Source organism: Streptomyces tagetis (assembly GCF_018069565.1).
Taxonomy (GTDB): domain Bacteria; phylum Actinomycetota; class Actinomycetes; order Streptomycetales; family Streptomycetaceae; genus Streptomyces; species Streptomyces tagetis.
The window spans coordinates 236,623-259,699 of sequence record NZ_JAGPNL010000002.1; the positions used below are offsets into that span (position 1 = coordinate 236,623).

Genomic DNA, 23,077 nt, shown 5'->3' on the forward strand with positions numbered 1-23,077 from the left:
GGACGCCCGGTTGACGAAGCCGGCGGGAGATCAGCCGCAGGACAGCGGAAGGCGGCCGGGGTTTCGGCGCGCGGAGTGGGACCATGGGGAGATGCGAAGTGGTGGCGGTGGCAAGGGTGGTGCACGGCGTACGGCGGTCGCGGCGGCGGCCCTGGGTCTGTTGCTGACCGGAGCGGCCGGGCTGACCGCCTGCGGCGGACCGGCCGGGCACGGCGAGGACGCCGGAGCGACACGCCCGGCCGGGGGCGCCGGTGACCGCGGTGCCGACACGGCCGACCCGACCCGCGTCCCCGGCGTCGGCGACCGCTACCAGGCGCGTATCCCCGCCGGCTCCCGGCAGGTCGTCGCGGTGTACGGGGAGGGCGAGGACTCCGCCGACTCCACCGTCGTGCTGTACACGAAGCAGGGGCCGGCCTGGCACCGGGAGCGCTCCTGGGCCGCGCACAACGGCAAGAAGGGCTGGACGACCGACCACAGGGAGAACGACAAGCGCAGCCCCGTCGGCGTGTTCACCCTCACCGACGCGGGCGGCGTGCTCCCGGACCCGGCACCGGGCGGCGGGCTGCCCTATACGCGGTCGGCGTCCTTCGCCGCGCCCCGCTGGTGGGACAAGGCGTACTGGCACGACTTCGACTACGTCATCGCCGTCGACTACAACCGGGTGAAGGGCACCTCCCCGAACGACCCGACCCGCCCCGAGGGCGCGTCCAAGGGCGGCGGCATCTGGCTCCACATGGACCACGGCAGCGGCACCTCCGCCTGCGTCAGCCTGCCCAAGCCGGCGATGGAGTACCTGCTGCGCACCCTGGACCCCGGCCGCCATCCGGTGGTCGTGATGGGGGACAAGGCACACCTGGCGGCCTGAGCGGGCGACCGTCGGCCATGACGGACCCGGCGGACCGGGCGGACCGGGCGGGCCGTCCGTTGTGACGACCGGACGGGCCGGCCGTCGTGACGGACCGCCGCCGCGCATACGAGACGAGACGCCTGGGGCTGAGGGATCACCGCCCCGCCAGGAGACACGGCACCCGTCCGCTACGACACGCCGGTGTCCCGCCCCGGGGCCGGGCCGTCGATCAGCGTGTCGAGGAGCCCGCCGAGTTGCGCGCGCTGCGCGTCCGTCAGCGGGGCGAGGATCTCCTCCGCCGCCAGCCGGCGCGCGCCGCGCAGTTCGCGCAGGGCGCCGCGCCCCTCGTCGGTCAGCTCGATCCGTATCACCCGGCGGTTGGCGGGGTCCTGCGCGCGGCGCACCATCCCGGCCGCCTCCAAGCCGTCGACCAGCGTCGTCACCGCCCGCGGCACGACCTCCAGGCGCTCCGCCAGGTCGGACATGCGAGGCGGCGAGCCGTAGTGCGCCAGGGTGCGCAGCAGCCGGGACTGGGCGGGAGTGATGCCGAGGCCGCCCCGTTCGAGGTGGCGCTTCTGGATGCGGTGCACCCGGCGGGTGAGCCGAAGCAACTGCTCGGCGAGCAGGCCGTCGGGGTCGGGGGCGGTCATGCGGGAACAATATCAGGATGGCATTCATTGTGAGCATAGGTAACAATGACCGGTGATCCGTAAGGCCGTCGAGGCCCGTCCCGCCGACCCCCGTAGGAGCCCATGCGCACCCACAGCCAACACCCGCTGAGCGCACCTGCCGACGAGAAGGAGCAGTCCCGGCAGGTGCGCCGCATCCTGAGACTCTTCCGCCCCTACCGCGGCCGGCTGGCCGTCGTCGGCCTGCTCGTCGGCGCCGCCTCGCTGGTCTCCGTCGCCACGCCCTTCCTGCTGCGGGAGATCCTCGACGTCGCCCTCCCCGAGGGCCGTACCGGCCTGCTGAGCCTGCTCGCCCTCGGCATGATCCTCGGCGCCGTCCTGACCAGCGTCTTCGGCGTGCTCCAGACGCTGATCTCCACCACCGTCGGCCAGCGCGTCATGCACGATCTGCGCACCGCCGTCTACGGACGGCTCCAGCGCATGTCCCTCGCCTTCTTCACCCGCACCCGCACGGGCGAGGTGCAGTCCCGCATCGCCAACGACATCGGCGGCATGCAGGCCACCGTCACCTCCACGGCCACCTCCCTGGTCTCCAACCTGACCAGCGTGGTCGCCACGATCATCGCCATGATCGCCCTGGACTGGCGGCTGACCGCGGTCTCCCTCCTGCTGCTGCCGGTCTTCGTGTGGATCAGCCGCCGGGTCGGCACCGAACGCCGGAAGATCACCACCCGGCGCCAGAAGCAGATGGCCGCCATGGCCGCCACCGTCACCGAGTCGCTCTCCGTCAGCGGCATCCTGCTCGGCCGCACCATGGGCCGGTCCGACTCGCTGACCCGCGCCTTCTCCGACGAGTCCGAGCGGCTGGTCGACCTGGAGGTGAGGTCGAACATGGCGGGCCGCTGGCGCATGTCCGTCATCACGATCGTGATGGCCGCCATGCCGGCCGTCATCTACTGGACGGCGGGCCTCACGCTCCAACTCGGCGGCCCCGGCGCCTCCCTCGGCACGATCGTCGCCTTCGTCTCGCTCCAGCAGGGCCTGTTCCGCCCGGCGGTGAGCCTGCTGTCGACCGGCGTGCAGATCCAGGCATCGCTGGCACTGTTCCAGCGCATCTTCGAGTACCTCGACCTGCCGGTGGACATCACCGAGCGCGCCGACCCCGTCCACCTGGACCAGGTCAAGGGCGAGCTGCGGTTCGAGAACGTCGAGTTCCGCTACGAGGGCACGGACGCGCCCGTCCTCGACGGCATCGACCTCACCGTCCCCGCCGGCGGCAGCCTCGCCGTCGTCGGGCCGACCGGCGCCGGCAAGTCCACCTTCGGCCACCTCGTGCCGCGCCTGTACGACGTGACCGGCGGCAGGGTCACCCTCGACGGGGTCGACGTGCGCGACCTCGACTTCGACACCCTCGCCCGCGCGGTGGGCGTCGTCTCGCAGGAGACGTACCTCTTCCACGCCTCCGTCGCCGAGAACCTGCGCTTCGCCAAGCCGGACGCCACCGACGACGAACTGGTCGAGGCGGCCAGGGCGGCCCAGATCCACGACCACATCGCCGCCCTCCCCGACGGCTACGACACGGTCGTCGGCGAACGCGGCCACCGCTTCTCCGGCGGGGAGAAGCAGCGCCTGGCCATCGCCCGCACCATCCTGCGCGACCCGCCCGTCCTCGTCCTCGACGAGGCGACCAGCGCCCTGGACAACCGGACCGAGGCCGCCGTGCAGGAGGCCATCGACGCCCTCTCCGCCAACCGCACCACCGTCACCATCGCCCACCGCCTCTCCACCGTCCGCGGCGCCGACCGGATCGTGGTCCTCGACGCCGGGCACGTGGCCGAGCAGGGAACCCACGAGGAACTGATGCAGCGCGACGGCCGCTATGCCGCCCTGGTGCGCCGCGACGCCCGGCTGGTGCCGACAGGATGATCATTGCCGGGTTCGCCGGGTGAGGAGGGTTACCGTGCCCGCATGCACACGAACACTCCGCGACGGGGCGCGAAGGGCGCCCGGCACACCACGAGGACCGGGAACGGCGCCCGCGGCGGGGTCAGGAGGACGGTCCGGCTGACCCGCCGGGGCCGTGTCGCCCTCACCACGGCCGGAGCGATCGTGACCGGCACCGCCGTGGCGCTGCCGCTGATGCCGTCGGGCGGTGACGCCGACTCCCGCCCCGCCTCACTGGTCATCCCGGAGGGCCGGCGCGCGAGCCAGGTCTACGCCGCCGTCGACGAGGCACTCGGCCTGCCCGCCGGCACCACCGGGAAATCGGTCGCCGAAGCCGACCTCAGGCTCCCCCCTGACGCGGAGGGCAACCCCGAGGGGTACCTCTTCCCGGCGACCTACCCCCTCGACGGGGAGACCACCCCGGAGAAGCTGCTCACCACCATGGCGGAGACGGCCGACAAGCGGTTCCGCGGCGCCCCCGTCGCCGCGGGCGCCCAGCACAACGCGATCAACGTCTACCAGGCCGTCACCATCGCCAGCCTCGTCCAGGCCGAGGCCGCCACCAAGGAGGACATGGGCAAGGTCGCCCGGGTGGTCTTCAACCGGCTGGAGCGCGGCATGCCGTTGCAGATGGACTCGACCATCAACTACGCGCTGAACCGCTCCACCCTCACGACCACCGTCGAGGACACGAAGACCGACAGCCCGTACAACACCTACCAGCGCATGGGCCTGCCGCCGACGCCCATCAACAACCCCGGTGACGAGGCCATGCACGCCGCCGTCAACCCGACGCCGGGGAAGTGGCTGTACTTCGTCACGGTCGCGCCGGGCGACACCCGCTTCACCGCCGACTACGCCGAGCACCAGCGCAACGTGGCCGAGTTCAACCGCAGGCAGAGCGCCTCGCCTTAGGGCGCGGAGCAGTGCGCGGGCGGACGGTGGCCGGCCACGGGGCGGGCGACCGGGCGACCCCGCCTCCGGGTTGCTCCGGCGGGGGCGGCCGTGGCCTTACGCGGCGGCCGGTTCCCCCTCCTCGGCCAGCAGCCGTCTGATGTCCCGGACGGCCGCGCGGCCCGCCCGGTTGGCGCCGATGGTGCTGGCGGACGGGCCGTAGCCGACCAGGTGGACGCGGGGATCGGCGACCGCCCGGGTGCCCTCGACCCGGATTCCACCGCCCGCCTCGCGCAGCCCCAGCGGAGCCAGGTGGCCGATCACGGGCCGGAACCCGGTCGCCCACAGGATCACGTCGGCGGGCTGCTCGCGCCCGTCGTCCCACCGCACCCCGTCGGGCGTGATCCGGTCGAACATGGGCAGCCGGTCCAGCACACCGGAGTCGAGGCCGGCCCGGATCGCGTCGTTCAGGGGCAGCCCGGTCACGGACACCACGCTCCTGGGCGGCAGCCCCCGCCGTACGCGTTCCTCCACGAGCGCCACGGCGGCCCGGCCCGCCTCCTCGTCGAAGGGACCCTCACGGAAGACGGGCGGACGCCGGGTCACCCACGTGGTGGCCGCGGCGTACGGGGCGATCTCCAGGAGGTGCTGGGTGCCCGAGGCTCCCCCGCCCACCACGATCACCCGCTCTCCGGCGAACTCCTTCGGACCGGCGTACCGAGCCGTGTGGAGCTGGCGTCCGCGGAAGGTCTCCTGGCCCGGGTAGCGCGGCCAGAAGGGCCGGTCCCAGGTGCCGGTCGCGTTGATCAGAGCCCGTGCCGACCAGCTCCCGGCCGAGGTCTCCACGCGCAGCCGCCCGCCGTCGCCCTCGCGCACCGAGCGGACGCGCACGGGGCGGCGCACCCGTAGTCCGAAGGCCCGCTCGTAGTCGGCGAAGTAGCCGGCGACGACCTCCGAGGACGGCCGCTGCGGGTCCGCCCCCGTCAGCTCCATGCCCGGCAGGGCGTGCATGCCGTGCACCTTGCCGTACGTCAGTGACGGCCAGCGGAACTGCCAGGCGCCGCCGGGGGCGGGGGAACCGTCGAGCACCACGAAGTCGCGCTCCGGCTCGTAACCGCCGCGCCGCAGGTGGAAGGCGGCCGACAGTCCGGCCTGACCGGCGCCGATGACGACGACCTCGACTTCGCGCGGGATGTCCATGTCCGGATCAACGGCGCGGGGCGCTCCGATCTTCCCGGCCCCGTGGTGTGCGGTGCGGGGGTACGGGCCCCGCGCGGTGCGTGCGCGTCGCGCCGTCGGCGGGCCGGGTCCTCCGCCGGCCGGAGTGCGGCACCTCGCGGGTCGGGGCAGGACGGCGACGCGCCGAGACGCCGGCCCTCGTGCGGCTGCGCGCACGCCGCGGGCACGCCCCGCCACGCCGGGGCCCCGCCGTACGACCGGCACGGGCATGCCGCGACACACGCGCCGCGCCGGAGGTCCGGCACACGGCCGACACGCCGGAGCGCGACACACCGACGGAGCAGCGGACCGACCCGCGACACGCCGACAGAACCCCGCCCGACACGCCGTCCTCTCGCCATACGGACACCCGCCCGCGTGTCGCCACGCCGACACGCCGGGCGGGCGAGCCGCGCCGCCGCCCCACCGGGTCCGCGCACCGCCCCCGGTCCGTGACGTGCGTCAGGATGGGGGCATGTCCGATGCCTTCACCACCCGAGTCCTGAACCTCGCCACCGGGTCCGCGGAGCGGGTCGCCGACCTCACCCGCGCGTGCGAGTCCTTCCTCCGCGAGGTGGCGGCCGGCCGCGACGGTCTCCTCAACGTCTTCGTCCCGCACGCCACGGCCGGGATCGCGATCATCGAGACCGGCGCGGGAAGCGACGACGACCTGCTGGCCGCCCTGCACACCCTGCTTCCGGCCGACGACCGCTGGCAGCACCGGCACGGCAGCCCCGGCCACGGGCGCGACCACGTCCTGCCCGCCTTCGTCCCGCCGCACGCGACGCTGCCCGTGGTGGGCGGACGGCTGGAACTGGGCACCTGGCAGTCGGTGTGCCTGGTGGACACCAACAAGGACAACCCCGAGCGCCGGGTCCGTCTCAGCTTCCTCGGCTGAACCGGCGGGGGAGAGCGCGGACGAGCCCGATCGGCCCGCATGCTCCCGGCCGACCTGTCCGAGGCGCCTGCTAGAACCCCGGTATGACATACAGGTTCACCGCTCGTGTGGTCGCGGCCGAGGCCGATGAGGACGACGACCTGATGCAGGCCGGTGTCGCCTAGGACCGGTCCGGTGACGGCTTCATGCTGCTGTTCATGAGCGGTGCCGGCGAGCCGTGCGGCCAGGACGTGTCGCTCGGCCAGGACACCCACTGCCTGGTCACCCAGGATCAGGGCACGGCCTACGGATGTGTGCGGGAGGTCGTGCTGTCGGGCAGGCTGCTCACCGTGCGGCTGGACCCCGCCGCGCTGGAGGCCCTGGGACTGGAGGACGCCGAGGTCGAGGCGGTACTCGACGTACCGGACGAGGACATCGGGCGGCTGCGCGACGTGCTCGCCAGGGTGTTCGCCCACGGCCGGGAGAGCGCGCGGCCTCGCCTCGTCGGGCTGTAGCCCCGCGTCCCCGTGCCGCACGGCCACGGAGCGCGCGGCGCCGTGCCCGGTCCCCGGTCCGGCCGCGCGATGCCGCGGCGGACGGCGGGCGGGGCCCGCACCAAGGGGGCCGAACGACCGGACCCGGACGGGAGGCTCCGTCTAAAATGACGCCCCGGACGGCTCGCCGGTCGGGCCGGGGGAGTGGGCCTGGGGGGAGTCACATGGGCCTGTCGCTTGAGGAGTTGACGGAGCTGCGGATTCCGCCGGCGGAGCTGACCGAGCGGGTCCTCGGGCCGGTGCGGGACCGGGCGGCGGCCGGGCCGCCCGACGGGCTCGGAACCGAGGAACGCCAGCTCTGGTACGCGATGGTGGGCGCCGTCTGCGCACGCCTCGGCGACCTCGACAGTTCCGTCCACCACTACGCCGCCGCCGTGACCGAGTTGGACGCGGAACCGGCCGGGCACCCCGACCGGCTCGACGCGCTGTTCCGGCTCGGCGCGGCCCTGCACTCGCGGTTCCTCGAACGAGGCGACCCGGACGACGCCCGGCAGTCGCTGGACAGGCTGGGCGAGGTGCTGGACGGGGCCGAACCGGGTTTCTGGCCCCGGCTGATGACCGCCGGCAACCTCGGCCGGTGCCTGCTGGACCGGTACGCCGCCGACGGGGACGCCACGGACCTGCGCGCGGCACGCGACCTGCTGGAGGCCGAGCTGACCGTGGCCGGGGAGCCGCCCGCCGCGCCGGAGGATGCAGACCCCGACGAGTTGCACACCTGGGTCTTCGCCCTCGAAGTCCTCGCCGAATGCCTCCGGGAACAGGCCGAACGCGCCCACGACCACGAGCTGCTGACCCGCTCCCTCGGCCGCGCGGAGGACGCCCTCGGCCTCGCCGGGGACCTGCCCGAGTTCCGCGCGGGGCCCGAGAAGGCGCTCGCCCGCACCCTGTTCGTCCGTGCCCTGTGGACGAAGTCGGCCGACGACCTCGACGAGGTGATCCGCCTGCTCGACCCGGGGATGCCGGCCGCCCCCATGGAGAACCCGGCCGCCCGTGCGGTGAACCTGGGCCTGGCCCACTTCGAGCGGTACCGGATGCTCGGCGACCGCGCCGACCTCACCGGGGCCCGTACGGCGCTGGAGCGCGCGGTGGCCGAACTGCCGCCCGCCTCCGCGGCGAGGGCGGGCGCGGCCGTCGACCTCGCCGTCGTGCTGCGCGAGACCGCGCCCGGCGTTCCCGACGGACCGGCGCTCCTCGACCGGGCCGTCCGCCTCACCCAGGAGGCCACCGCCGCGCTGCCACCCGGGTCCGCGCTGTCGCTCACCGCGGTGGCCGCCGGTGCCGAGGCCAGGGTCGCCCGCCAGGAGACGGGCGGCGTGGCCGACGGCGCCGCCGAACTCCGGGAAGCCTGCCGGGCGATGGAGGCGGCGGCCCCGTACCTCCCACCCGGCGGCGGACAACTCGTCGCCTCCTTCCGGGACGCCTGGGGCAGCGCCCTCGTCCGCCTCGCGGCCCTCACCTCGGACCCGGCCGCCCTGGACCTCGCCGTCTCCCAGCTCACCCGCGCCCTCGACGAACCGGGCGGGCTCCCGGACCGGCCGCGCACCACGGCGAACCTCGCCGGCGGACTCTACGAACGCTTCCTCGCCCGTGGCCGGATGAGTGACCTCGACCAGGCGGTCGGCCTGTGGCGCGAGTCGGCGGACACGCGCCCGCCCCGCTCCCCGCACCGCGTCCGCACGCTCAACGGCCTGGGCGTGGCACTCCACCAGCGGTACGACCGGCGCGGGCGGCCCGGCGACCTGGACGAGGCCGTGGCCCGGCTGACCACGGCGGCCGGTCTCCCGGCGGACGACACGGAACGCGCCGCCGTCCTGACCAACCTCGGCCACGCCCACCAGGCACGCTACGAGGCGACCGACGATCCCGGAGACCTGGACCGGGCCGTCACGGCACACCGAGAGGCCCTGGACCTGCTGCCACCGGGCGCCGGACACTCCACCGAGGCCCACCTCGGGCTGGCCCTGTCGCTGGGCGCGCGCGGCGAGCGCGACGGCTCGGTCGCGGTGCTCGACGACGCCGCGCGCCACGCGGAGCGAGCGCGCGGGCAGGCGGGCCCGGAGTCCCGCGCCCGCGTGTCCTGCCTCTTCGCGCTGGCCGGACTCGCCCGGGTGCGACACGCCGTGGGCGGTGCGCCGCACGACCTGCGGAGGGCCGACACGCACTACCGCGCGGGCTACGAGGCCGCCCGGCAGCGGTACCCGGCCGCCGCGGCGGAGGGCGCCATGGAGTGGGGGCGGTGGCAGGCGCGGCTCGGGCGGTTCACCGAGGCCGTGGCCACGCTCGACCTGGCGGAACGGGCCGTACGGCATCTCGTGGACGAGCAGGGCCCGCGGGCGGCCAAGGAGAGCTGGCTGCGCACCTCGCGCGGTCTGCCCGCCGCCACTGCCCTGGCCGCGTGGCGTTCCGGTGACCCGCGCGGTGCCGTGGTCCGGCTCGAACGCACCCGGGCGCTGCTGCTGGCGGAACAACTGCGCGGCGACACCCCCGTCTCCACGGGACCTGACTCCGCCACAGGCGCCCTCCCGGCGGCGGGGACGGTGCTGTACCTCGTACCGGGTCCCGGGGGCGGTGTGGCGTTCACCGTCGAGGGCGGCAGCGTGCGGGCGACGGCGCTCGACGGGCTCGACGAGGACACGGTCGCCGGGTGGCGTGACACCGAGTGGGCCGACGAGGAGCACCTCGGCCGGTTCGCCCGGTGGGCGTGGCGCGACGTCCTGGCCGGGGTGCTGCCCCCGGCCGGAACGCCGGTCACGCTGGTCCCGGTCGGTGAACTGGTGCACCTCCCCTGGCAGGTGGCCCGTACCGACGCCCCGCCCCCGGACGGCTTCCTGCTCGACGGACACGCCGTGGCGTTCGCCCCCGCGCTCAACGTGCTGGCCCCGGACGGCCCCGCGCGGTCGGGACGTTACCTGGGGGTGGCCGTCGGCCGGGGCACGGGCCTGCGCGACCTCACCTGCGCGGAACGGGAGGTGCGCGGGGCGTCCCGCCGGTTCGCTCAGTCGCTGGTCCTCGTGGACGAGGACGCCACGCCCGGACGCGTGCTGGAGTGGCTCGCGGGCGGCGGCGTCGCCCACTTCGCGTGTCACGCGGAGACGGACCCCGCCGACCCCCTCGCCTCCGCCCTCGTCCTCGGCGGCGGCGCCCGGCTGACCGTACGGGACCTGCTGGACGTGCGCGCCGATCTCGACCTGGTGCTCCTCTCCGCGTGCGCCACGTCGGTGGCCGGACACGAACTGCCCGACGAGGTCGTGGGACTCCCCGGCACGCTGATCGGCGCCGGCGCGCGGGGAGTCGTCTCCGCCGCCTGGCCGGTGGACGACCTGGCCGCCTGCCTGATGATGACCGACTTCGTGGACCGGTGGGCGGACGGCACCGATCCCGCGGAGGCGCTCAGGGCCGCGCAGACGGGGCTCCGCGACCTGCCGCCCGCCCAGCTCGCCCGCCGCCTGCGCACCCTGCGCGGCCCGCTCACCGCGTCCGCCGCGCCGGAACGCACCCCGCCGCCCGGACCCCGGCGGCCCTACGAGGCGCTCGGCGACTGGGGCGCGTTCACCTACACCGGTCGCGCCGGAGCCGACGCCGTACCGGGGCCGCTGCCACCGGACCCGTCCGCCGACCGAAACGGAGACCTGCCATGACCACCTCCGAACCGCTCGCCTACCGGCGCGGCACCGACCCCGAGTACGGCAGGCTGGCCGCCGAGACCTTCGTCCTGGAGGACTTCGGGTCCGCGCTGGTGCTCTCCGGGCCGTGCCCGCGCTGCGGACGTCCCATGGAGTTCCCGGTGGTCGGCCGCCTGTTCCGGGGCGAGGACCCCGGCCCGGCGGCCCCCGCGCCGCCGGAGCCGGACACCGCGCGGGGCCGGGCGGTCGTCATGTACTGCACCGTCGAGGACGTGCGCTACGAGGGCGGCCCCGAGGACGCGCCGGGCTGCGGCGCCTACTGGAGCGTCACCGTGCTGGACGGGGCGGGCGGATGAGCACCGGCGGCACGGTCCGGCCCGGCGGCGCCGGCCGGCTGCTGCCGGGCCCCGCGCCCACCCCCGCCCAGGTGCGGCAGGCCCAGTCCGTGCAGCGGGCACTCGCCCGTGAACTCGGCCGGGTCCGCGAGGTGGCCCTGGCCTGGCGCAACGGACTCGGCGCCATCCTCGCCGGACTGATCGGATTCAGCCTCGTCAAAGGGCGCGCGGACGTGGGGCAGATCGCGTCGGCCTGGGGCGTCACCGCGGGCCTCCTGCTGCTCGGGGCCCTCGCCGCCGGGGCGGTCGGCGCGCTCGGCCTGCTCCGCGCCGCGCACGGCCGCCCCTACGCCGGCCGGGCCGCCGACACGGGCGCCGGACGGCCCCTCTCCGTGGAGGAACACGACGAGGCGCTGTCCAGCGCGCGGTCCCTGCGCGACGGCATCGCCCTGACCTGCCTGTGCACGGCGCTGCTGGTGGCCGCGGTCGGGGTGACCTGGTACGCGCCGCCGAAGGACCCGCCCGGCCTGCTGGTCCGGCAGGGCGGCACGACCCTGTGCGGAGAGGTGGTGTCGACCGCCCGGGGGTCCGTCGTCCTCAAGGTGGACGGGGTGCGGACCACCGTCCCCCTCGCCCGCGCCGACTCCGTCACCCCGGTCGCCTCCTGCCCGGCCCCACCGGGCGGCGCGGACTGACGGAGGCGGGTGAACGCGGGGCCGCCCACCCGCACGCGGGCCGCCCGCGCGACACCCGCGCCCCCGTCAGGCATCCGCGCCGCCCTCCCGCCGGGACTCCCGCCGCCGGCCCCGTACCGCACCGGCCAGTCGCCGCAGCCCCGGCGCCGCCAGCATCAGGGCGATCACCGCGTACACGGTCACCGCGAACGGCGTGTTCACCAGGCCCGTGACAGCGCCGTCGCTGATCTGGAGCGCGCGCCGCATCTGCTGCTCCGCGTTCGGGCCGAGAACGACACCGATGACCGCCGGCAGGACCGGCAGCCCGTAGCGGCGCATCCCGAAGCCGATCAGGCCGATGACGAGCAGGATCACCAGATCGATCGGCTCGCCGCCGACCGCGTACGCCCCGATCGCGGCGAAGAACATGATCCCGGCGTACAGGTACGGCCGCGGGATGCGCAGCAGCTTCGCCCACACCGGGGCCAGCGGCAGATTCAGCGCGAGCAGCAGCACCATGCCGACGAACAGGGACGCGATCAGGCCCCAGACCAGCTCGGGTTCCCGGTCGAACAGCAGGGGGCCGGGCTGGATGCCGTACTGCTGGAAGGCGGCCAGCATCACCGCCGCGACCGCCGTCGTCGGCAGCCCCAGCGTCAGCATCGACACCAGGGTGCCCGCCGCCGAGGCCGAGGCCGCCGACTCCGGTCCCGCCACGCCCTCGATGGCGCCCTTGCCCCACTCGTCCTTGTGCCGGGACAGACGCTTCTCGGTGACGTACGACAGGAAGGTGGGGATCTCCGCGCCGCCGGCCGGGATCGCGCCGAACGGGAAGCCGATGAAGGGCCCGCGCAGCCACGGCTTCCAGGTCCGGCGCACATCGCCGCGCCCCAGCCAGGGGCGGCCCACCGGGATCGGATCGGCCGGCCGGCGCCGCAGGTGGGCCGCGACCCACAGCGCCTCGCCGATGGCGAAGAGACCGACGGCCACGATCACCACGTCGACGCCGTCGGCGAGTTGCAGCGCGCCGAAGGTCAGCCGCTGCTGGCCGGTCATCTGGTCCAGCCCCACCAGGCCGATGGTCAGCCCGATCAGCAGCGAGGCGAGCCCTCTGATCCGGGAGGAGCCCAGCACGGAGGTGACCGCGATGAACGCCAGCACCATGATGGCGAAGTAGTCCGGCGCCCCGATGTCCACCGCCAGGTGCGCGACCGTCGGCGCCAGCGCCACCAGCAGGATGGTGCCGACCATGCCGCCCGTGAAGTGGCCGATGGCCGCCGCCGCGAGAGCCTGCGCGCCCCGCCCGGCCTTGGCCATGGGATGGCCTTCCATGGCGGCGACCACGGCGGCGCTCTCGCCGGGCGTGTTGAGCAGGATGGAGGTGGTCGAACCGCCGAACATCGCGCCGTAGTAGATGCCGGCGAACATGATGAACGCGGCGACCGGGTCCAGCCCGTACGTCACCGGCAGGAGCAGGGCGACCGCCATCGCCGGGCCGATGCCGGGAAGGACGCCGATGGCCGTGCCGAGCAGCACGCCGACGGCCGCCCACAGGACGTTGACGGGGGTGAGGGCCGTTCCGAAGCCGTTGAGGAGCGAGTCGAGGGCGTTCATCTCACACCACTCCCATCAGCGGGCCGCCGGGCAGCGGCACCCCGAGCAGCTTGTCGAAGGCGGCGTACGTGCCCAGGGACAGCACCGCGGCGATCAGCGGATCACGGTCGGTGCGCCGGCTGCCGAGGGCGTAGGCGGCGCCCCAGAACAGCAGGGCTCCCGCGACGGGGAAACCGGCCGGTTCGATGAGCACGGCCGCGCCGAGGAAGACGCCGGCGAGCAGCAGGACCGTGCGCCAGTCGGCCGGTTCGGACAGGTCGACGTCCTCGCCGCCCTCCGCCTGGCCCCGGCCGCCGCGCAACACGTCGACGGCGAGCAGCGCGGCGATCACCAGCAGGCCGGAACCGACGACCACGGGCACCGTCTTCGGGCCGACCGGTCCGCGCTGGGAGAGGTCGACGTCCATGGTGAGCGCGTCGGTCAGGACGAGCACGCCGAGGGCCAGCAGCAGGACGCAGACGCCCAGTTCGGAGTGGTCGCGCAGCCACGAGCGGGTCGTCCCGGCCGCGGGCGGCCCGGCGGGGTCGGGGGTAGGGGCGGTCACAGTCCCAGCTCCTTCAGCACCGATACGACACGCCGGTCCTCGGCCTTGAGGAAGGCGCCGAACTCCTCGCCGGGGAGGAAGGCGTCGTCCCAGCCGTTGCGTTCCATGGAGCGACGCCACTCGGGGGAGTCGTGCAGCTCCTCGGCGAAGCGGATGAGCTTGCCGCGCTCGGCGTCGGAGAGGCCGGGCGGGGCGACCAGTCCGCGCCAGTTGGTGAAGTCGACGTCGTAGCCGGACTCCCGGAGCGTCGGCACGTCGGCGAGGTCGGGCACCCGCTCGGGGCCGGTCACCGCGAGCACCCGCAACTCGCCCGCCCTGATCTGGTCCAGGTACTCGCCCACGCCCGACACGCCGAAGCCGACCTTGTTGCCGAGGATGGAGGCGAGCAGCTCGCCGCCGCCGTCGAAGGGGATGTAGTTCACGGAGCCGGGGGTGATGCCGGCGGCCCGCGCCATCAGCATCGGCGCCAGGTGGTCGGGCCCGCCCGGCGAGGAACCGCCGCCCACCGGGACCTTGCCCGGTGCCTCCTTCCAGGCGCCGACCAGCTCGTCGATCGTGCGGTACGGGGAGTTCCTGGCGACCACGACGACGTCCTGTTCCTCGGTGAGGCGGGCGATCGGCGTGGTGTCGGCGAGGGTCTTCGGGGCGTGGTTGGACCGGGCGGCGCCCACCACGCCCAGCCCCATGGACATGGCCAGCCTGCCGTTGCCGTGTTCGCTCACCAGCCGGCTCAGACCGACCGTGCCGCCGGCGCCGGGCAGGTTGAACACCTCGATGCCGTGGGTGAGTCCGGCCTCCTTGGCGTCTTTCGCCGCGGTGCGGGCGGTGATGTCGTAGCCGCCGCCGGGCGTGTTGGGGACCATGAGGCGCAGCCCGGGTATCCGCGTGCCGGTGTCCTCGTCGCTGCCCGCGGAGAGCAGCGGAGGTCCCGCGAGGACGAGCACGGCGGCCCCGAGCAGGGCGAGGGGGGTGCGCAGGCGCACGAAAGCCACCACCTGTCGGTTGGGTCGGTCGGTAGGGGAGTCCCGCCGGGGCGGGTGACGTGCGCCACATGGTGCACGGGTGGCCGGGAGGTGTCTTCGTTGCGGAACCAAGGGAGTTTGTGGTCATTGCGGTCGCCGCGGCACCGGACGCGCGCACGTCTCTTTCCTTCGCCGCAGGTGGGCGCCATGATGACCCGGCACACCCCACCGTCCCCGTCAGCCGGACGAGTTCACCGTGGCCGCCCGCCGCTGCCGGCGGACGCCCACGGGCGGGAGACCGCTCCCGCGACACGCCGTCGCCGTGCCGGGAAGGCACGAGGGCCGGCGCCGTCCCGTGCGACACGCCGGGGCGTGCCGTCGGACGGCGGGGGACACGCCCGGCCGGGCGTGTCGGCGCTGGACGGCCGCCACGGACCCGCGGGCCGTGCGGGCGCCGTGCCCGACACGCCCGGAGGGGCCCGTGCGCGGCACAGGGACGGACGGCGGCGCCGCCGGCGCGGCGAGGGAAGGAGCGGCACCATGAGGGGTACGGGCGGCACGACGGACGCGACCGCCACGACCGGCACGGCCCCACCGGCCCCGATCGGGGTGCTCGTGGTCGACGACGACTTCATGGTGGCCCGGGTGCACCGCGCCTTCGTCGAACGCGTCGAGCCCTTCCGGGTCGTCGGCGTCGCGGGCACCGGGGAGCAGGCCCTCGCCGCCGTCGACGCGCTCCGCCCCGACCTGGTCCTCCTCGACCTGTACCTGCCGGACCTCTTCGGGCTGGACGCCATACCCCGGCTGCGGGCCGCCGGGCACGACTGCGACGTGATGGTCGTCAGCGCGGCCCGCGAGGTGGACGCGGTGCGCGGGGCCGTCCGCCACGGGGTCGTCGACTACCTGCTCAAACCCTTCGAGTTCGAGGAACTGCGGGCCCGCCTGGAGCGTTACGCGGCGCAGCGCGGCCGGCTGCTCGGCACCGTCGTGCGCAGCCAGGCCGACGTCGACCGGGTCCTGGCCGGACCATCCGTCCCCGCCGTGTTCCCCGCGCTGCCCAAGGGGATGAGCGTGGAGACCGCCCGGCTCGTCGAACGCGCCCTGCGGGAGGCCGACGGCACCCTGTCCGCCAGCGAATGCGCCGCCCTGACCGGCGTCTCCCGGGTCAGCGCCCGCCGCTACCTGGAGCACTTCCACACCACCGGCAGCGCCGAGGTCTCCCTGCGCTACGGAGCCGCCGGCCGCCCCGAGCGCCGTTACCGCCTCCGGGGCAGGGCCGGCACCGTCCCGCGGCCCGGTGACGAGGCGGGTGCCTGACCAGGGGCCTTTCCGGGCAGACGGGCGCCTGACCAGGCAAGGGCCGAACCGCCGTTGCCCGCTGCCCCCGCCCCCGGCCGCGAGCCCGGAGCCCGGCCACGAGGAGACCCCGGCCCGGGGTCACCGCTCCCAGTCCGGGCCGTGCTCGGCGAGGGGGCCCACCGTGAGCCCGGCGGAGCGGCAGTCGCCGACGATCTCCGGCAGCGCGCCGAGGGTGGCCCGCCAACTGCCGGGCGCCGAGGTGTGGTCGGTGTCGTGCAGCAGGAGCGTGCCGCCGCCGCGCAGGGCGGAGGCGGCCGTCGCCCGTACCGAGGCGGGCGTGGCGTCCGACCGCCAGTCCTTGCCCCACGCCGTCCACAGCACCGGCCGCAGCCCGGCCCGCCGGGCCGCCGCCCAGCGGCCGGAGGTGAGGATGCCGTACGGGGGCCGGTACCAGCGCGGCGCCGCGCCGCCGGTCTCGCCCACCGCGTGCGCGGCCCGCAGCAACTCGCGCGTGTCGCGGACGGGCGACGGCAGCCACGGCTGGTCGTGGGTCCAGCCGTGCACGGCGAGTTCGTGCCCCCGCCGCGCCAGCTCGCGGGCGAGCGCGGGATGCCGGACCACGTTCTCGCCGAGGAGGAAGAACGTGGCCCGTACGCCGAGGCCGTCCAGCGCGTCGAGGAAGCGCGGGGTGGACTCCGGGTGCGGTCCGTCGTCGAAGGTCAGGGCGACGTGGCCGGGCCGCCCCTGCCCGGCCAGGCGCGGCAGCCAGCGCCGGCGCGGTCCCGGCAGCCAGGTCGCGGCGGGCCCGATGTGGGCCAGCGCGGCGGCCAGCGACACGCCGAGCACCGGCACCGCGGCGGACACCGCCCGTCGGACGGCCGCTCCCTCATCCATCGTCCCCGCCTTCCCCGGCCCCGCCCCCCGGGCGTCCCGGCCGGCCCCAGGTCCGCCGTCCGTCGTCCTCCGCCCCGGGCGCCGCGCCGGGCAGCGCCGAGGACGACCCGGCCCGCCATTCCCCGCGCGGCCGGCCGCGCGGACCGGAACCGGGGCCGTCGCGGGATGCCGGTGCCGTGTCCCACGCCCCGTGCACGGACGGCGCGCGGGCCAGACCGATGCTGCCGAGCCCGATCAGCGCCACGCCGATCAGCTCGGGCAGCACCCGCACCCCGAGCGCGATCTCCTCCCCGAACAGAGCCGCCCCCAGCGCGACGCTGGTCAGCGCGTCCCCGAGGGTCAGCGCCGGCTGCGACGCCGCGAGGGTGCCGGCCCGCAGGGCGCTCTGCAACAACAGGAAGGCGATCACGCCGACCGCGGCGGTGGCGTAGAGCGGCCACGAGGTCACGACCGCGCCGACCCCCTGCGGGAAATGGCCGGTGACCTCCTTCAGCAGGGCCGCGGTACCGGCGAAGGCCACCGCCGACGCCGATCCGAACAGCGCGGCCCGCGGAGCGCCCCGCACCAGCCGTCCGGCCGCGGCGAACCCCGCCACCACGGCGAACAGCACGAGGCCCGCCCCCACCCAGCGGCCCGGTATCGCCGTGTCCCGGCCGCCGGTGGGGGAGGCGGCGCCCAGGAACAGCGCGAGGCCCCCGGCCAGCGCCACGAACGCCAGCCAGGTGCGCCGGTCGGGCCGCCGATGGAAGATCGCACTGCCGACGACCAGGGTGAAGAGCAGTTCGCTCGCCATGAGCGGCTGGACGACGGCCAGGCTGCCCACCGCGAGGGCCGCCGCCTGGAGCACGGTCGTCAGGGCGAGCAGCGCCGCGCCGCCGACCCAGTACCGGTCCCGCACCAGCCGCAGCAGGGACCGCACCACCGTGTGGACGGCCCCGGCCCGGCCCTCGTCCAGCGCGGCGGCACGGCGCTGGAGCACGGAGGCGGCGGCGTTGGAGAGGGCCGCCAGCAGGGCGAGGACGACGGTGAGGGCACTCACCGCGGCGCGCTTCCGCTCATCCGAACCTGGCGGCCAGCCGTCGGTACAGCCCCGGCGCCGCCCCCCGGACCCGGCACGGCAACCGCAGCCAGCCGGGCACGTACACCTCGTCCCGGCCGCGTACGGCGGCGGTCCGCACCGCGTCCGCCACCCGCTCGGCCGGCACCGGCCGGGGCCGGGAGCGCCGGTACGGTTCGCCGCGCCGGTCGAAGAACGGCGTGTCGACGACCCCGGGCACCACATGGGTGACGCCCACGCCGGTACCCCGCAACTCGTAGCGGAGCGCTTCCGCGAAGGTGCCGAGCGCCGCCTTGGCGGCCGAGTACACGGCCTCGTCGCGCACCCCGAGACACCCGGCGAGGGACCCGATGAGCACCACCCGTCCCGAACCGGCCTCCACCATGCCCGGGAGCAGCAGCCGCACCAGCCGCAGCGTGGCCAGCACGTCGATCTCGAAGACGTCGCCGATGGAGTGCGGGGGCATGTCGCGGAACTCGCCGGCCCAGCCGATCCCGGCCCCGGCCACCAGCAGGTCCACGGAGCCCACCGTGGCCAGCGCGAAGTCGGCGAGCTGCCGGTCGGCGCCGGGAAGCGTGAGGTCGGCGGCGAAGGCGGTGGCCGCGGAGTCCTCGGCGACCTTGCGCAGCCGGACCGGATCGCGGCCGGTGAGCACCATCCGCCAGTCGCCCTCGGCGCCGAGCCGGCGGGCCACGGCCGCGCCGATCCCGGACGAGGCGCCGGTCACCAGCGCGGTACGGGTACGTGTCCCCGGGCCGTCGCCGGGCCGCCGCCGGGGCCTGGCCCGGTCCGCGTCGGGTGCGGCGGCCCGGGGACCGGCGGCGGGCCGGGTGCGGGAGAACGCAGGGACCATGAGGGACCACCTTGGTTCTGGGCGGACACCTCGGCAGCGGTCCGACCGCGGTCGGGGCTCCGGTGTCCGACCGGACGGGCGGTGACGGAGTATCCCGCCCAGGATCACCCGAAACGCCCCGGTATGCCAGGTGTGATCGTGCGTTGGGGGCGGGGCACCGAGCCGCCCCCCGGGCGGCCGGCGGATCACCTCACCCGTTTGGAACCGGGCCGCGGGGCAACCCGGGCGCCGTGCAGCCTCGCAGCTCCTCCGCGGCCGGCCCGCCGGTGACCGCGGCCCGTGGGCCCGGCCCCCGGCGCCTGCTGGTGGTCAGCGCGAGCATGGGCGCCGGACACGACACCGTCGCCGCCGAACTGGTCCGCCGCGCCCGCGAGCAGGGGCACGACGCCCAGGCCGTCGACATGCTCGCCCTGCTGCCGTACGGGCTGGGCGGCGCCCTGCGGCGCTTCTACCGCGGCTCGGTCCGCCACGCCCCCTGGGCCTACGCCGCCCTGTACCGCCTCTTCCTGCGCCCCGGCACCGGCCGCCGCCCCGACGGCACGGCCCTGGCACGGCTCGCCGGCGACCGGCTGCGCGAGCTGGCCGACCGCACCGGCGCGGACGTCGTCGTCCCCGTCTTCCACCTCGGCGCCCAGCTCACCGGGCACCTGCGCGCGCGGGGACTGCTCCCGGCGCCCAGCGTCGTCCTGGTGGTCGACTTCGCCGTCCACCGGCAATGGCTCCACCCCGGCAACGACCACCTGCTGTGCCTCACCGAGGACGCGGCCCGCACGGCGCGGACGGCCACCGGGAGACCGGCGGACGTGTGCGGTCCCGTGGTCGCCCCCGAGTTCCGTGAGGCCGCGCCCGGGGCGCGGACCTGGCGGCGGCTGTTCGACCGGCACGGGCCGGGACGCCCCCCGGTCGTGCTGTCGGCGGGTGCCTGGGGGGTCGGTTCGCATCTGGAGGCCACCGTGGGGCTGCTGCGGGAGCAGGGCTTCCTGCCGGTCGTGCTCTGCGGCGGCAACGAGCGGCTGCGCCGCCACCTGTCCGGCACGCCCGGGGTCGTCGCCCTCGACTGGGTGACCGACATGCCCGGACTGCTGCACGCCGCCCGCGCCCTGATCGACAACGCGGCGGGCCAGACCGCCGTCCAGGCCCTCGCCGCCGGGCTGCCCGTCGTCGGCTACCGGCCGATACCCGGCCACGGCGCGGACGGCGTGCGCCGGATGGCGACCCTCGGCGTGTCGGACCTCGCCGGGGACGAGGACGCCCTGCTCCGGTCCCTGCGCGTGCTCACCGCCTCCGGACCGGCCCGGCGGGCCAGGGTCGAGGCGGGACGCGCCCTGTTCACGGACGACGCGCTGGACCGGGTGACCGGGTGCGCCGAGACCACCACGACCACCCGCCCGCGCAGCCGTACGGACCGGGCGGGCTGAACCGCCCCGACACACGGAACAGGCTCCGCCCACCGAAGGGACCGCACGGACCGTACGGCCCGACCGTCACCGAGCGGAGCCGTTTTCCCACTCCGGCCGGGGGCACCCGGCGGTGCGGGGGACGAGGGAAGGAGGCGGGGCCGTGCAGCTCGACGAGTTCCTGACCCGGGTCCGCGACCGCGGCGAATACCACGGGGACGACGAGGCCGAACAGGTCTCCAAGGCCGTCCTGTGGGTGGTCGCCTCCCGGGTCGGCCCCACGGAGGCCGCCGCCCTCGCCACCCATCTGCCGGCTCCGCTGGACGACGCGCTGCGCCTGGAGCGCGGGCGCCCCGAGTCCTTCGGCCGGGCCGAGTTCCTGCGGCGCGTGGCCCGGCAGACCGGCGCCCGGCCGCGTACCGCGGAGTGGGACGCGGGTGCCGTCCTCTCCACCGTGGCGGACGCGGTCCCCGCCGACGCGGCGGACCACCTCCGGGGGCTGCTGCCGTCGGACTGCGCGGACCTCTTCGGCGGGCCGTCGACGGGCTGAGCGTCAGGGAGCCGGTCGGCCGGTCCCGTGGCGTGAAGTCGCGCCCCCGGCCCCCTGGCCTCCGGGCGGACGGCGCCACGCCGCGGAACTGTCCCGGGGCGGGCCCCGCTCAGTCGCCGGCCGCGCGCTCCGCCTTTTCGGCGTGCAGGCGCTTGACCCGGGCCGCCTCCTTGCGGACGTCGGCCTGGACCGACCGCTCGTGCTCCAGCCACTCGGGACGCTCCTGCTTCAGCGCCTCGATCTGCTCCGTGGTGAGCGCTTCCGTGACCCCGCCCCGGCGCAGGCCCGCGATGGACACGCCGAGCTTGGCCGCCACCACCGGACGCGGGTGCGGGCCGTCGCGCCGCAGGTCCCGCAGCCACTGGGGCGGGTCGGCCTGCAACGCGTTCAGCTCGGCGCGCGAGACCACACCCTCTTGGAACTCCGCGGGGGTGGCCTCTAGGTACACACCCAGTTTCTTCGCCGCGGTCGCGGGCTTCATGGTCTGGGTGTTCTGGTGGGACGTCATGACGTCAAGGGTATCGACCGCCCGGAGGCTCCCCGACCACGGCCGGTCACCGCGGCCGGGGCCGGCGCCCGGTAGCCTGTCCGGGTGACAGGCTCGGAAGCACCCCCCTCGTTCCGGCTCGCGTACGTCCCCGGGGTGACGCCCGACAAGTGGGCGCGCATCTGGCACGAGCGGCTCCCCGGCGTCCCCCTCGCCCTGGACCAGGTCCCCGCCGCCGACGCGCCCGGACTGCTGCTGGACCGCACGGCGGACGCCGCGCTGGTACGGCTGCCGGTCGACCGGGACGTGCTCAGCGCGATCCCCCTCTACACCGAGACCACGGTCGTCGTCGTCCCCAGGGACCACCTCGTCACCGCGGCCGACGAGGTGACCGTCGAGGACCTGTCGGACGAGATCGTGCTGCACCCCCTGGACGACGTCCTCGGCTGGCAGCGGCTGCCGGGCCGGCCCGCCGTCGAGCGCCCGGCGACCACCGCGGACGCGATCGAGCTGGTCGCGGCGGGCGTCGGCGTCCTCGTCGTCCCCCTGTCGCTGGCCCGGCTCCACCACCGCAAGGACCTCACCCACCGTCCGGTCACCGACGCGCCCGCGTCGGCCGTGGCGCTCTCCTGGCCGCAGGACGCCCACACCGACCTGGTGGAGGAGTTCATCGGCATCGTCCGGGGACGCACCGTCAACAGCACCCGGGGCCGCCCGAAGGCCGCTCCCGCCGAGAAGGCCGCCCCCGCCAGGGGCGAGCGCTCCGGCGCCACGCCGGGCCGGCGCAAACCGGCCGCCGGGGGGACGGCCCGAGGCGGTGTGCGGCGCACGGACCGCTCCCGGGACGGCCGCCGGGGCAAGCCCCGACGCGGCTGAGCGCCCCGCCACGCCGGCCGCCCGGGGTCAGCCGATCGCCGGACTCGGCGTCGGCGCGGTGGTGTTGACGTCCAGGCCGGGAGGCTCGGTCAGGGACAGGACCGGTTCGCCCGGCTGCGGCGCGGGCGGGGTGAGCTGCACCTTGGGCAGGGTCGGCGGGGCCGTCTGCTGGAAGTTGACCTGGTCGAAGTTGACCATGCCGGTCTTCTCCAGCACGGTGATGTGGTCCAGGACGGTGTCGTTGGCCTGGTCCGCGAGCTGACGCACCAGGGAGTTCTTGGTGTTGGCGCGCACCTTGGCGATCACCGAGAAGATCTGGCCGTGCGTGATCCGCATGATGTTGACCGCGGTGGTGTCGAACTGCCTGCCGTCCGTGCCGTCCACCGTCGACACGAACTGCTGCTGCTGGGGCGAAGCCTGGTTGGGCAGGGTGATGCCCAGTTCCGGCGCGATCCGGCGGCAGGTCGCGTCGAGCCGGGCGTGCCCGACGACCAGGTGCTCGCCCGCCTCCTTCATCTCCGGCGTCGTCCCGCGCTCGATCGCCATCAGCCCGAGCGGGTGCTCCCACAGCCCGGCGGCGCGCACCTTGACCACGAAGTCCCGGTCCGCCTCGGTGAGCGGCCCGTACCGGGTGTTGGCGATGACCCGGTCCTGGGTGGCGGCCGTTTTCTGCACCCCGAGCATCGTGGGGTAGACGAGGGCGGAGAGGGTGAGGACGAGGGCACCGCAGACGAACGCGGTCCCTGCCGTGGTGCGCGTGATGCGCATCGTGCCTCCAGGGGCGAAGACATGCTCGGACACCGGGGGATACGGATTCCGGCGTCGAATCAATCACCGCTCCGGGTAAAAACCCCAAGCCACGGGTGTGTTCTACGTCTCCTCGCCCCGCGGCTCGCCGCCCCGCCTCGCCCACCCGTCTCCGCCCCCCAAGTCACGTACGGACCCTCGC

The 23,077-nt window shown here is 75.5% G+C and carries 21 protein-coding genes and 1 pseudogene; 12 read left to right on the top strand and 10 right to left on the bottom strand.

What is annotated here, in order from left to right; genetic code table 11:
- The first annotated feature begins 91 nt into the window (after positions 1-91).
- Positions 92-865: a L,D-transpeptidase family protein gene (locus tag J5Y05_RS09335; protein WP_210870232.1), complete on the top strand. Its 774-nt coding sequence runs from the start codon at positions 92-94 to the stop codon at positions 863-865.
- Between the two features lie 170 nt (positions 866-1,035).
- Here J5Y05_RS09335 and J5Y05_RS09340 read toward each other — a convergent pair whose 3' ends face one another.
- On the bottom strand, positions 1,036-1,497 hold the full coding sequence (locus tag J5Y05_RS09340) for a MarR family winged helix-turn-helix transcriptional regulator (RefSeq protein WP_210870234.1): 462 nt from the start codon (positions 1,495-1,497) through the stop codon (positions 1,036-1,038).
- 102 nt (positions 1,498-1,599) lie between these two features.
- Here J5Y05_RS09340 and J5Y05_RS09345 point away from each other — a divergent pair, with 102 nt between their 5' ends.
- Both J5Y05_RS09345 and mltG read left to right on the top strand, forming a co-directional pair.
- Entirely contained in the window at positions 1,600-3,402 is a 1,803-nt protein-coding gene (locus tag J5Y05_RS09345; RefSeq protein ID WP_210870236.1) for an ABC transporter ATP-binding protein, read from the top strand.
- A 42-nt stretch (positions 3,403-3,444) separates the two neighbouring features.
- The gene (gene mltG / locus J5Y05_RS09350; protein WP_210870238.1) at positions 3,445-4,335 is read left to right on the top strand and encodes an endolytic transglycosylase MltG; all 891 of its coding nucleotides are present in this window, start codon (positions 3,445-3,447) and stop codon (positions 4,333-4,335) included.
- 96 nt (positions 4,336-4,431) lie between these two features.
- On the opposite strand, the gene J5Y05_RS09355 is transcribed toward mltG, so the two are convergent.
- Positions 4,432-5,514 (bottom strand): NAD(P)-binding domain-containing protein, encoded by a 1,083-nt coding sequence (locus J5Y05_RS09355; RefSeq protein WP_210870240.1) that lies wholly within the window; start codon positions 5,512-5,514, stop codon positions 4,432-4,434.
- A 493-nt stretch (positions 5,515-6,007) separates the two neighbouring features.
- On the opposite strand from J5Y05_RS09355, the gene J5Y05_RS09360 reads away from it, so the two are divergent.
- The 5 genes and pseudogenes from J5Y05_RS09360 (at position 6,008) to J5Y05_RS09380 (ending at position 11,616) form a co-directional block, all read left to right on the top strand.
- Positions 6,008-6,430 (top strand): YjbQ family protein, encoded by a 423-nt coding sequence (locus J5Y05_RS09360; protein WP_210870243.1) that lies wholly within the window; start codon positions 6,008-6,010, stop codon positions 6,428-6,430.
- Positions 6,431-6,609: 179 nt separating this feature from the next.
- Positions 6,610-6,924 (top strand): annotated as a pseudogene (locus J5Y05_RS09365) (Imm10 family immunity protein); the annotation flags it as partial.
- Between the two features lie 203 nt (positions 6,925-7,127).
- The gene (locus J5Y05_RS09370) at positions 7,128-10,601 is read left to right on the top strand and encodes a CHAT domain-containing protein (RefSeq protein WP_210870245.1); all 3,474 of its coding nucleotides are present in this window, start codon (positions 7,128-7,130) and stop codon (positions 10,599-10,601) included.
- Positions 10,598-10,942 carry a hypothetical protein gene (locus J5Y05_RS09375; RefSeq protein ID WP_210870247.1) on the top strand — a complete coding sequence of 115 codons (345 nt, stop codon included), beginning with the start codon at positions 10,598-10,600 and terminating at the stop codon, positions 10,940-10,942. Before J5Y05_RS09370 ends, J5Y05_RS09375 begins: the two co-directional genes overlap by 4 nt.
- Positions 10,939-11,616, top strand: coding sequence for a hypothetical protein (locus J5Y05_RS09380; protein ID WP_210870249.1), 678 nt, complete (start codon positions 10,939-10,941; stop codon positions 11,614-11,616). Before J5Y05_RS09375 ends, J5Y05_RS09380 begins: the two co-directional genes overlap by 4 nt.
- Before the next feature lie 66 nt (positions 11,617-11,682).
- On the opposite strand, the gene J5Y05_RS09385 is transcribed toward J5Y05_RS09380, so the two are convergent.
- From J5Y05_RS09385 to J5Y05_RS09395, 3 genes are read right to left on the bottom strand one after another with little or no spacing between them, the layout of a single operon-like run.
- On the bottom strand, positions 11,683-13,209 hold the full coding sequence (locus tag J5Y05_RS09385) for a tripartite tricarboxylate transporter permease (RefSeq protein ID WP_210870251.1): 1,527 nt from the start codon (positions 13,207-13,209) through the stop codon (positions 11,683-11,685).
- 1 nt (position 13,210) lies between these two features.
- Positions 13,211-13,753: a tripartite tricarboxylate transporter TctB family protein gene (locus tag J5Y05_RS09390; protein WP_210870253.1), complete on the bottom strand. Its 543-nt coding sequence runs from the start codon at positions 13,751-13,753 to the stop codon at positions 13,211-13,213.
- Positions 13,750-14,736, bottom strand: coding sequence for a Bug family tripartite tricarboxylate transporter substrate binding protein (locus J5Y05_RS09395; protein WP_210871405.1), 987 nt, complete (start codon positions 14,734-14,736; stop codon positions 13,750-13,752). The genes J5Y05_RS09390 and J5Y05_RS09395 overlap by 4 nt, the downstream gene beginning before the upstream one ends.
- Before the next feature lie 519 nt (positions 14,737-15,255).
- On the opposite strand from J5Y05_RS09395, the gene J5Y05_RS09400 reads away from it, so the two are divergent.
- Positions 15,256-16,032: a response regulator gene (locus tag J5Y05_RS09400; RefSeq protein WP_210870255.1), complete on the top strand. Its 777-nt coding sequence runs from the start codon at positions 15,256-15,258 to the stop codon at positions 16,030-16,032.
- Between the two features lie 120 nt (positions 16,033-16,152).
- Here the strand turns inward: J5Y05_RS09400 and J5Y05_RS09405 are convergent, their stop codons facing one another.
- From J5Y05_RS09405 to J5Y05_RS09415, 3 genes are read right to left on the bottom strand one after another with little or no spacing between them, the layout of a single operon-like run.
- Positions 16,153-16,908, bottom strand: coding sequence for a polysaccharide deacetylase family protein (locus tag J5Y05_RS09405; RefSeq protein ID WP_210870257.1), 756 nt, complete (start codon positions 16,906-16,908; stop codon positions 16,153-16,155).
- Complete coding sequence (locus J5Y05_RS09410) at positions 16,901-17,947, bottom strand: DMT family transporter (protein WP_210870259.1); 1,047 nt, start codon at positions 17,945-17,947, stop codon at positions 16,901-16,903. Before J5Y05_RS09410 ends, J5Y05_RS09405 begins: the two co-directional genes overlap by 8 nt.
- Positions 17,948-17,963: 16 nt before the next feature.
- Positions 17,964-18,818: an SDR family NAD(P)-dependent oxidoreductase gene (locus tag J5Y05_RS09415; RefSeq protein ID WP_210870261.1), complete on the bottom strand. Its 855-nt coding sequence runs from the start codon at positions 18,816-18,818 to the stop codon at positions 17,964-17,966.
- A 320-nt stretch (positions 18,819-19,138) separates the two neighbouring features.
- On the opposite strand from J5Y05_RS09415, the gene J5Y05_RS09420 reads away from it, so the two are divergent.
- Both J5Y05_RS09420 and J5Y05_RS09425 read left to right on the top strand, forming a co-directional pair.
- Positions 19,139-20,236, top strand: a complete 1,098-nt coding sequence (locus tag J5Y05_RS09420) for an MGDG synthase family glycosyltransferase (RefSeq protein ID WP_210871407.1) — start codon at positions 19,139-19,141, stop codon at positions 20,234-20,236.
- A gap of 142 nt (positions 20,237-20,378) precedes the next feature.
- Positions 20,379-20,765, top strand: a complete 387-nt coding sequence (locus tag J5Y05_RS09425; RefSeq protein ID WP_210870263.1) for a DUF2267 domain-containing protein — start codon at positions 20,379-20,381, stop codon at positions 20,763-20,765.
- Positions 20,766-20,874: 109 nt separating this feature from the next.
- Here J5Y05_RS09425 and J5Y05_RS09430 read toward each other — a convergent pair whose 3' ends face one another.
- Positions 20,875-21,273, bottom strand: coding sequence for a DUF5997 family protein (locus tag J5Y05_RS09430; RefSeq protein WP_210870265.1), 399 nt, complete (start codon positions 21,271-21,273; stop codon positions 20,875-20,877).
- 84 nt (positions 21,274-21,357) lie between these two features.
- Between J5Y05_RS09430 and J5Y05_RS09435 the strand changes: the two genes are divergently transcribed.
- Complete coding sequence (locus J5Y05_RS09435) at positions 21,358-22,128, top strand: LysR substrate-binding domain-containing protein (RefSeq protein WP_210870267.1); 771 nt, start codon at positions 21,358-21,360, stop codon at positions 22,126-22,128.
- Between the two features lie 27 nt (positions 22,129-22,155).
- On the opposite strand, the gene J5Y05_RS09440 is transcribed toward J5Y05_RS09435, so the two are convergent.
- Positions 22,156-22,896, bottom strand: a complete 741-nt coding sequence (locus J5Y05_RS09440; protein WP_210870269.1) for a DUF4142 domain-containing protein — start codon at positions 22,894-22,896, stop codon at positions 22,156-22,158.
- Between the last annotated feature and the right edge of the window lie 181 nt (positions 22,897-23,077).

What these genes read in the sequence shown, in the direction of transcription:
- J5Y05_RS09420 (WP_210871407.1), top strand. Translation starts at nt 19,139, where the DNA reads ATGGGCGCCGGACACGACACCGTCGCCGCCGAACTGGTCCGCCGCGCC.
- J5Y05_RS09370 (WP_210870245.1), top strand. Translation starts at nt 7,128, where the DNA reads ATGGGCCTGTCGCTTGAGGAGTTGACGGAGCTGCGGATTCCGCCGGCG.
- J5Y05_RS09335 (WP_210870232.1), top strand. Translation starts at nt 92, where the DNA reads ATGCGAAGTGGTGGCGGTGGCAAGGGTGGTGCACGGCGTACGGCGGTC.
- mltG (WP_210870238.1), top strand. Translation starts at nt 3,445, where the DNA reads ATGCACACGAACACTCCGCGACGGGGCGCGAAGGGCGCCCGGCACACC.
- J5Y05_RS09340 (WP_210870234.1), bottom strand. Translation starts at nt 1,497, where the DNA reads ATGACCGCCCCCGACCCCGACGGCCTGCTCGCCGAGCAGTTGCTTCGG.
- J5Y05_RS09345 (WP_210870236.1), top strand. Translation starts at nt 1,600, where the DNA reads ATGCGCACCCACAGCCAACACCCGCTGAGCGCACCTGCCGACGAGAAG.
- J5Y05_RS09385 (WP_210870251.1), bottom strand. Translation starts at nt 13,209, where the DNA reads ATGAACGCCCTCGACTCGCTCCTCAACGGCTTCGGAACGGCCCTCACC.
- J5Y05_RS09375 (WP_210870247.1), top strand. Translation starts at nt 10,598, where the DNA reads ATGACCACCTCCGAACCGCTCGCCTACCGGCGCGGCACCGACCCCGAG.
- J5Y05_RS09380 (WP_210870249.1), top strand. Translation starts at nt 10,939, where the DNA reads ATGAGCACCGGCGGCACGGTCCGGCCCGGCGGCGCCGGCCGGCTGCTG.
- J5Y05_RS09355 (WP_210870240.1), bottom strand. Translation starts at nt 5,514, where the DNA reads ATGGACATCCCGCGCGAAGTCGAGGTCGTCGTCATCGGCGCCGGTCAG.
- J5Y05_RS09400 (WP_210870255.1), top strand. Translation starts at nt 15,256, where the DNA reads ATGAGGGGTACGGGCGGCACGACGGACGCGACCGCCACGACCGGCACG.
- J5Y05_RS09415 (WP_210870261.1), bottom strand. Translation starts at nt 18,818, where the DNA reads ATGGTCCCTGCGTTCTCCCGCACCCGGCCCGCCGCCGGTCCCCGGGCC.
- J5Y05_RS09430 (WP_210870265.1), bottom strand. Translation starts at nt 21,273, where the DNA reads ATGACGTCCCACCAGAACACCCAGACCATGAAGCCCGCGACCGCGGCG.
- J5Y05_RS09440 (WP_210870269.1), bottom strand. Translation starts at nt 22,896, where the DNA reads ATGCGCATCACGCGCACCACGGCAGGGACCGCGTTCGTCTGCGGTGCC.
- J5Y05_RS09405 (WP_210870257.1), bottom strand. Translation starts at nt 16,908, where the DNA reads ATGGATGAGGGAGCGGCCGTCCGACGGGCGGTGTCCGCCGCGGTGCCG.
- J5Y05_RS09360 (WP_210870243.1), top strand. Translation starts at nt 6,008, where the DNA reads ATGTCCGATGCCTTCACCACCCGAGTCCTGAACCTCGCCACCGGGTCC.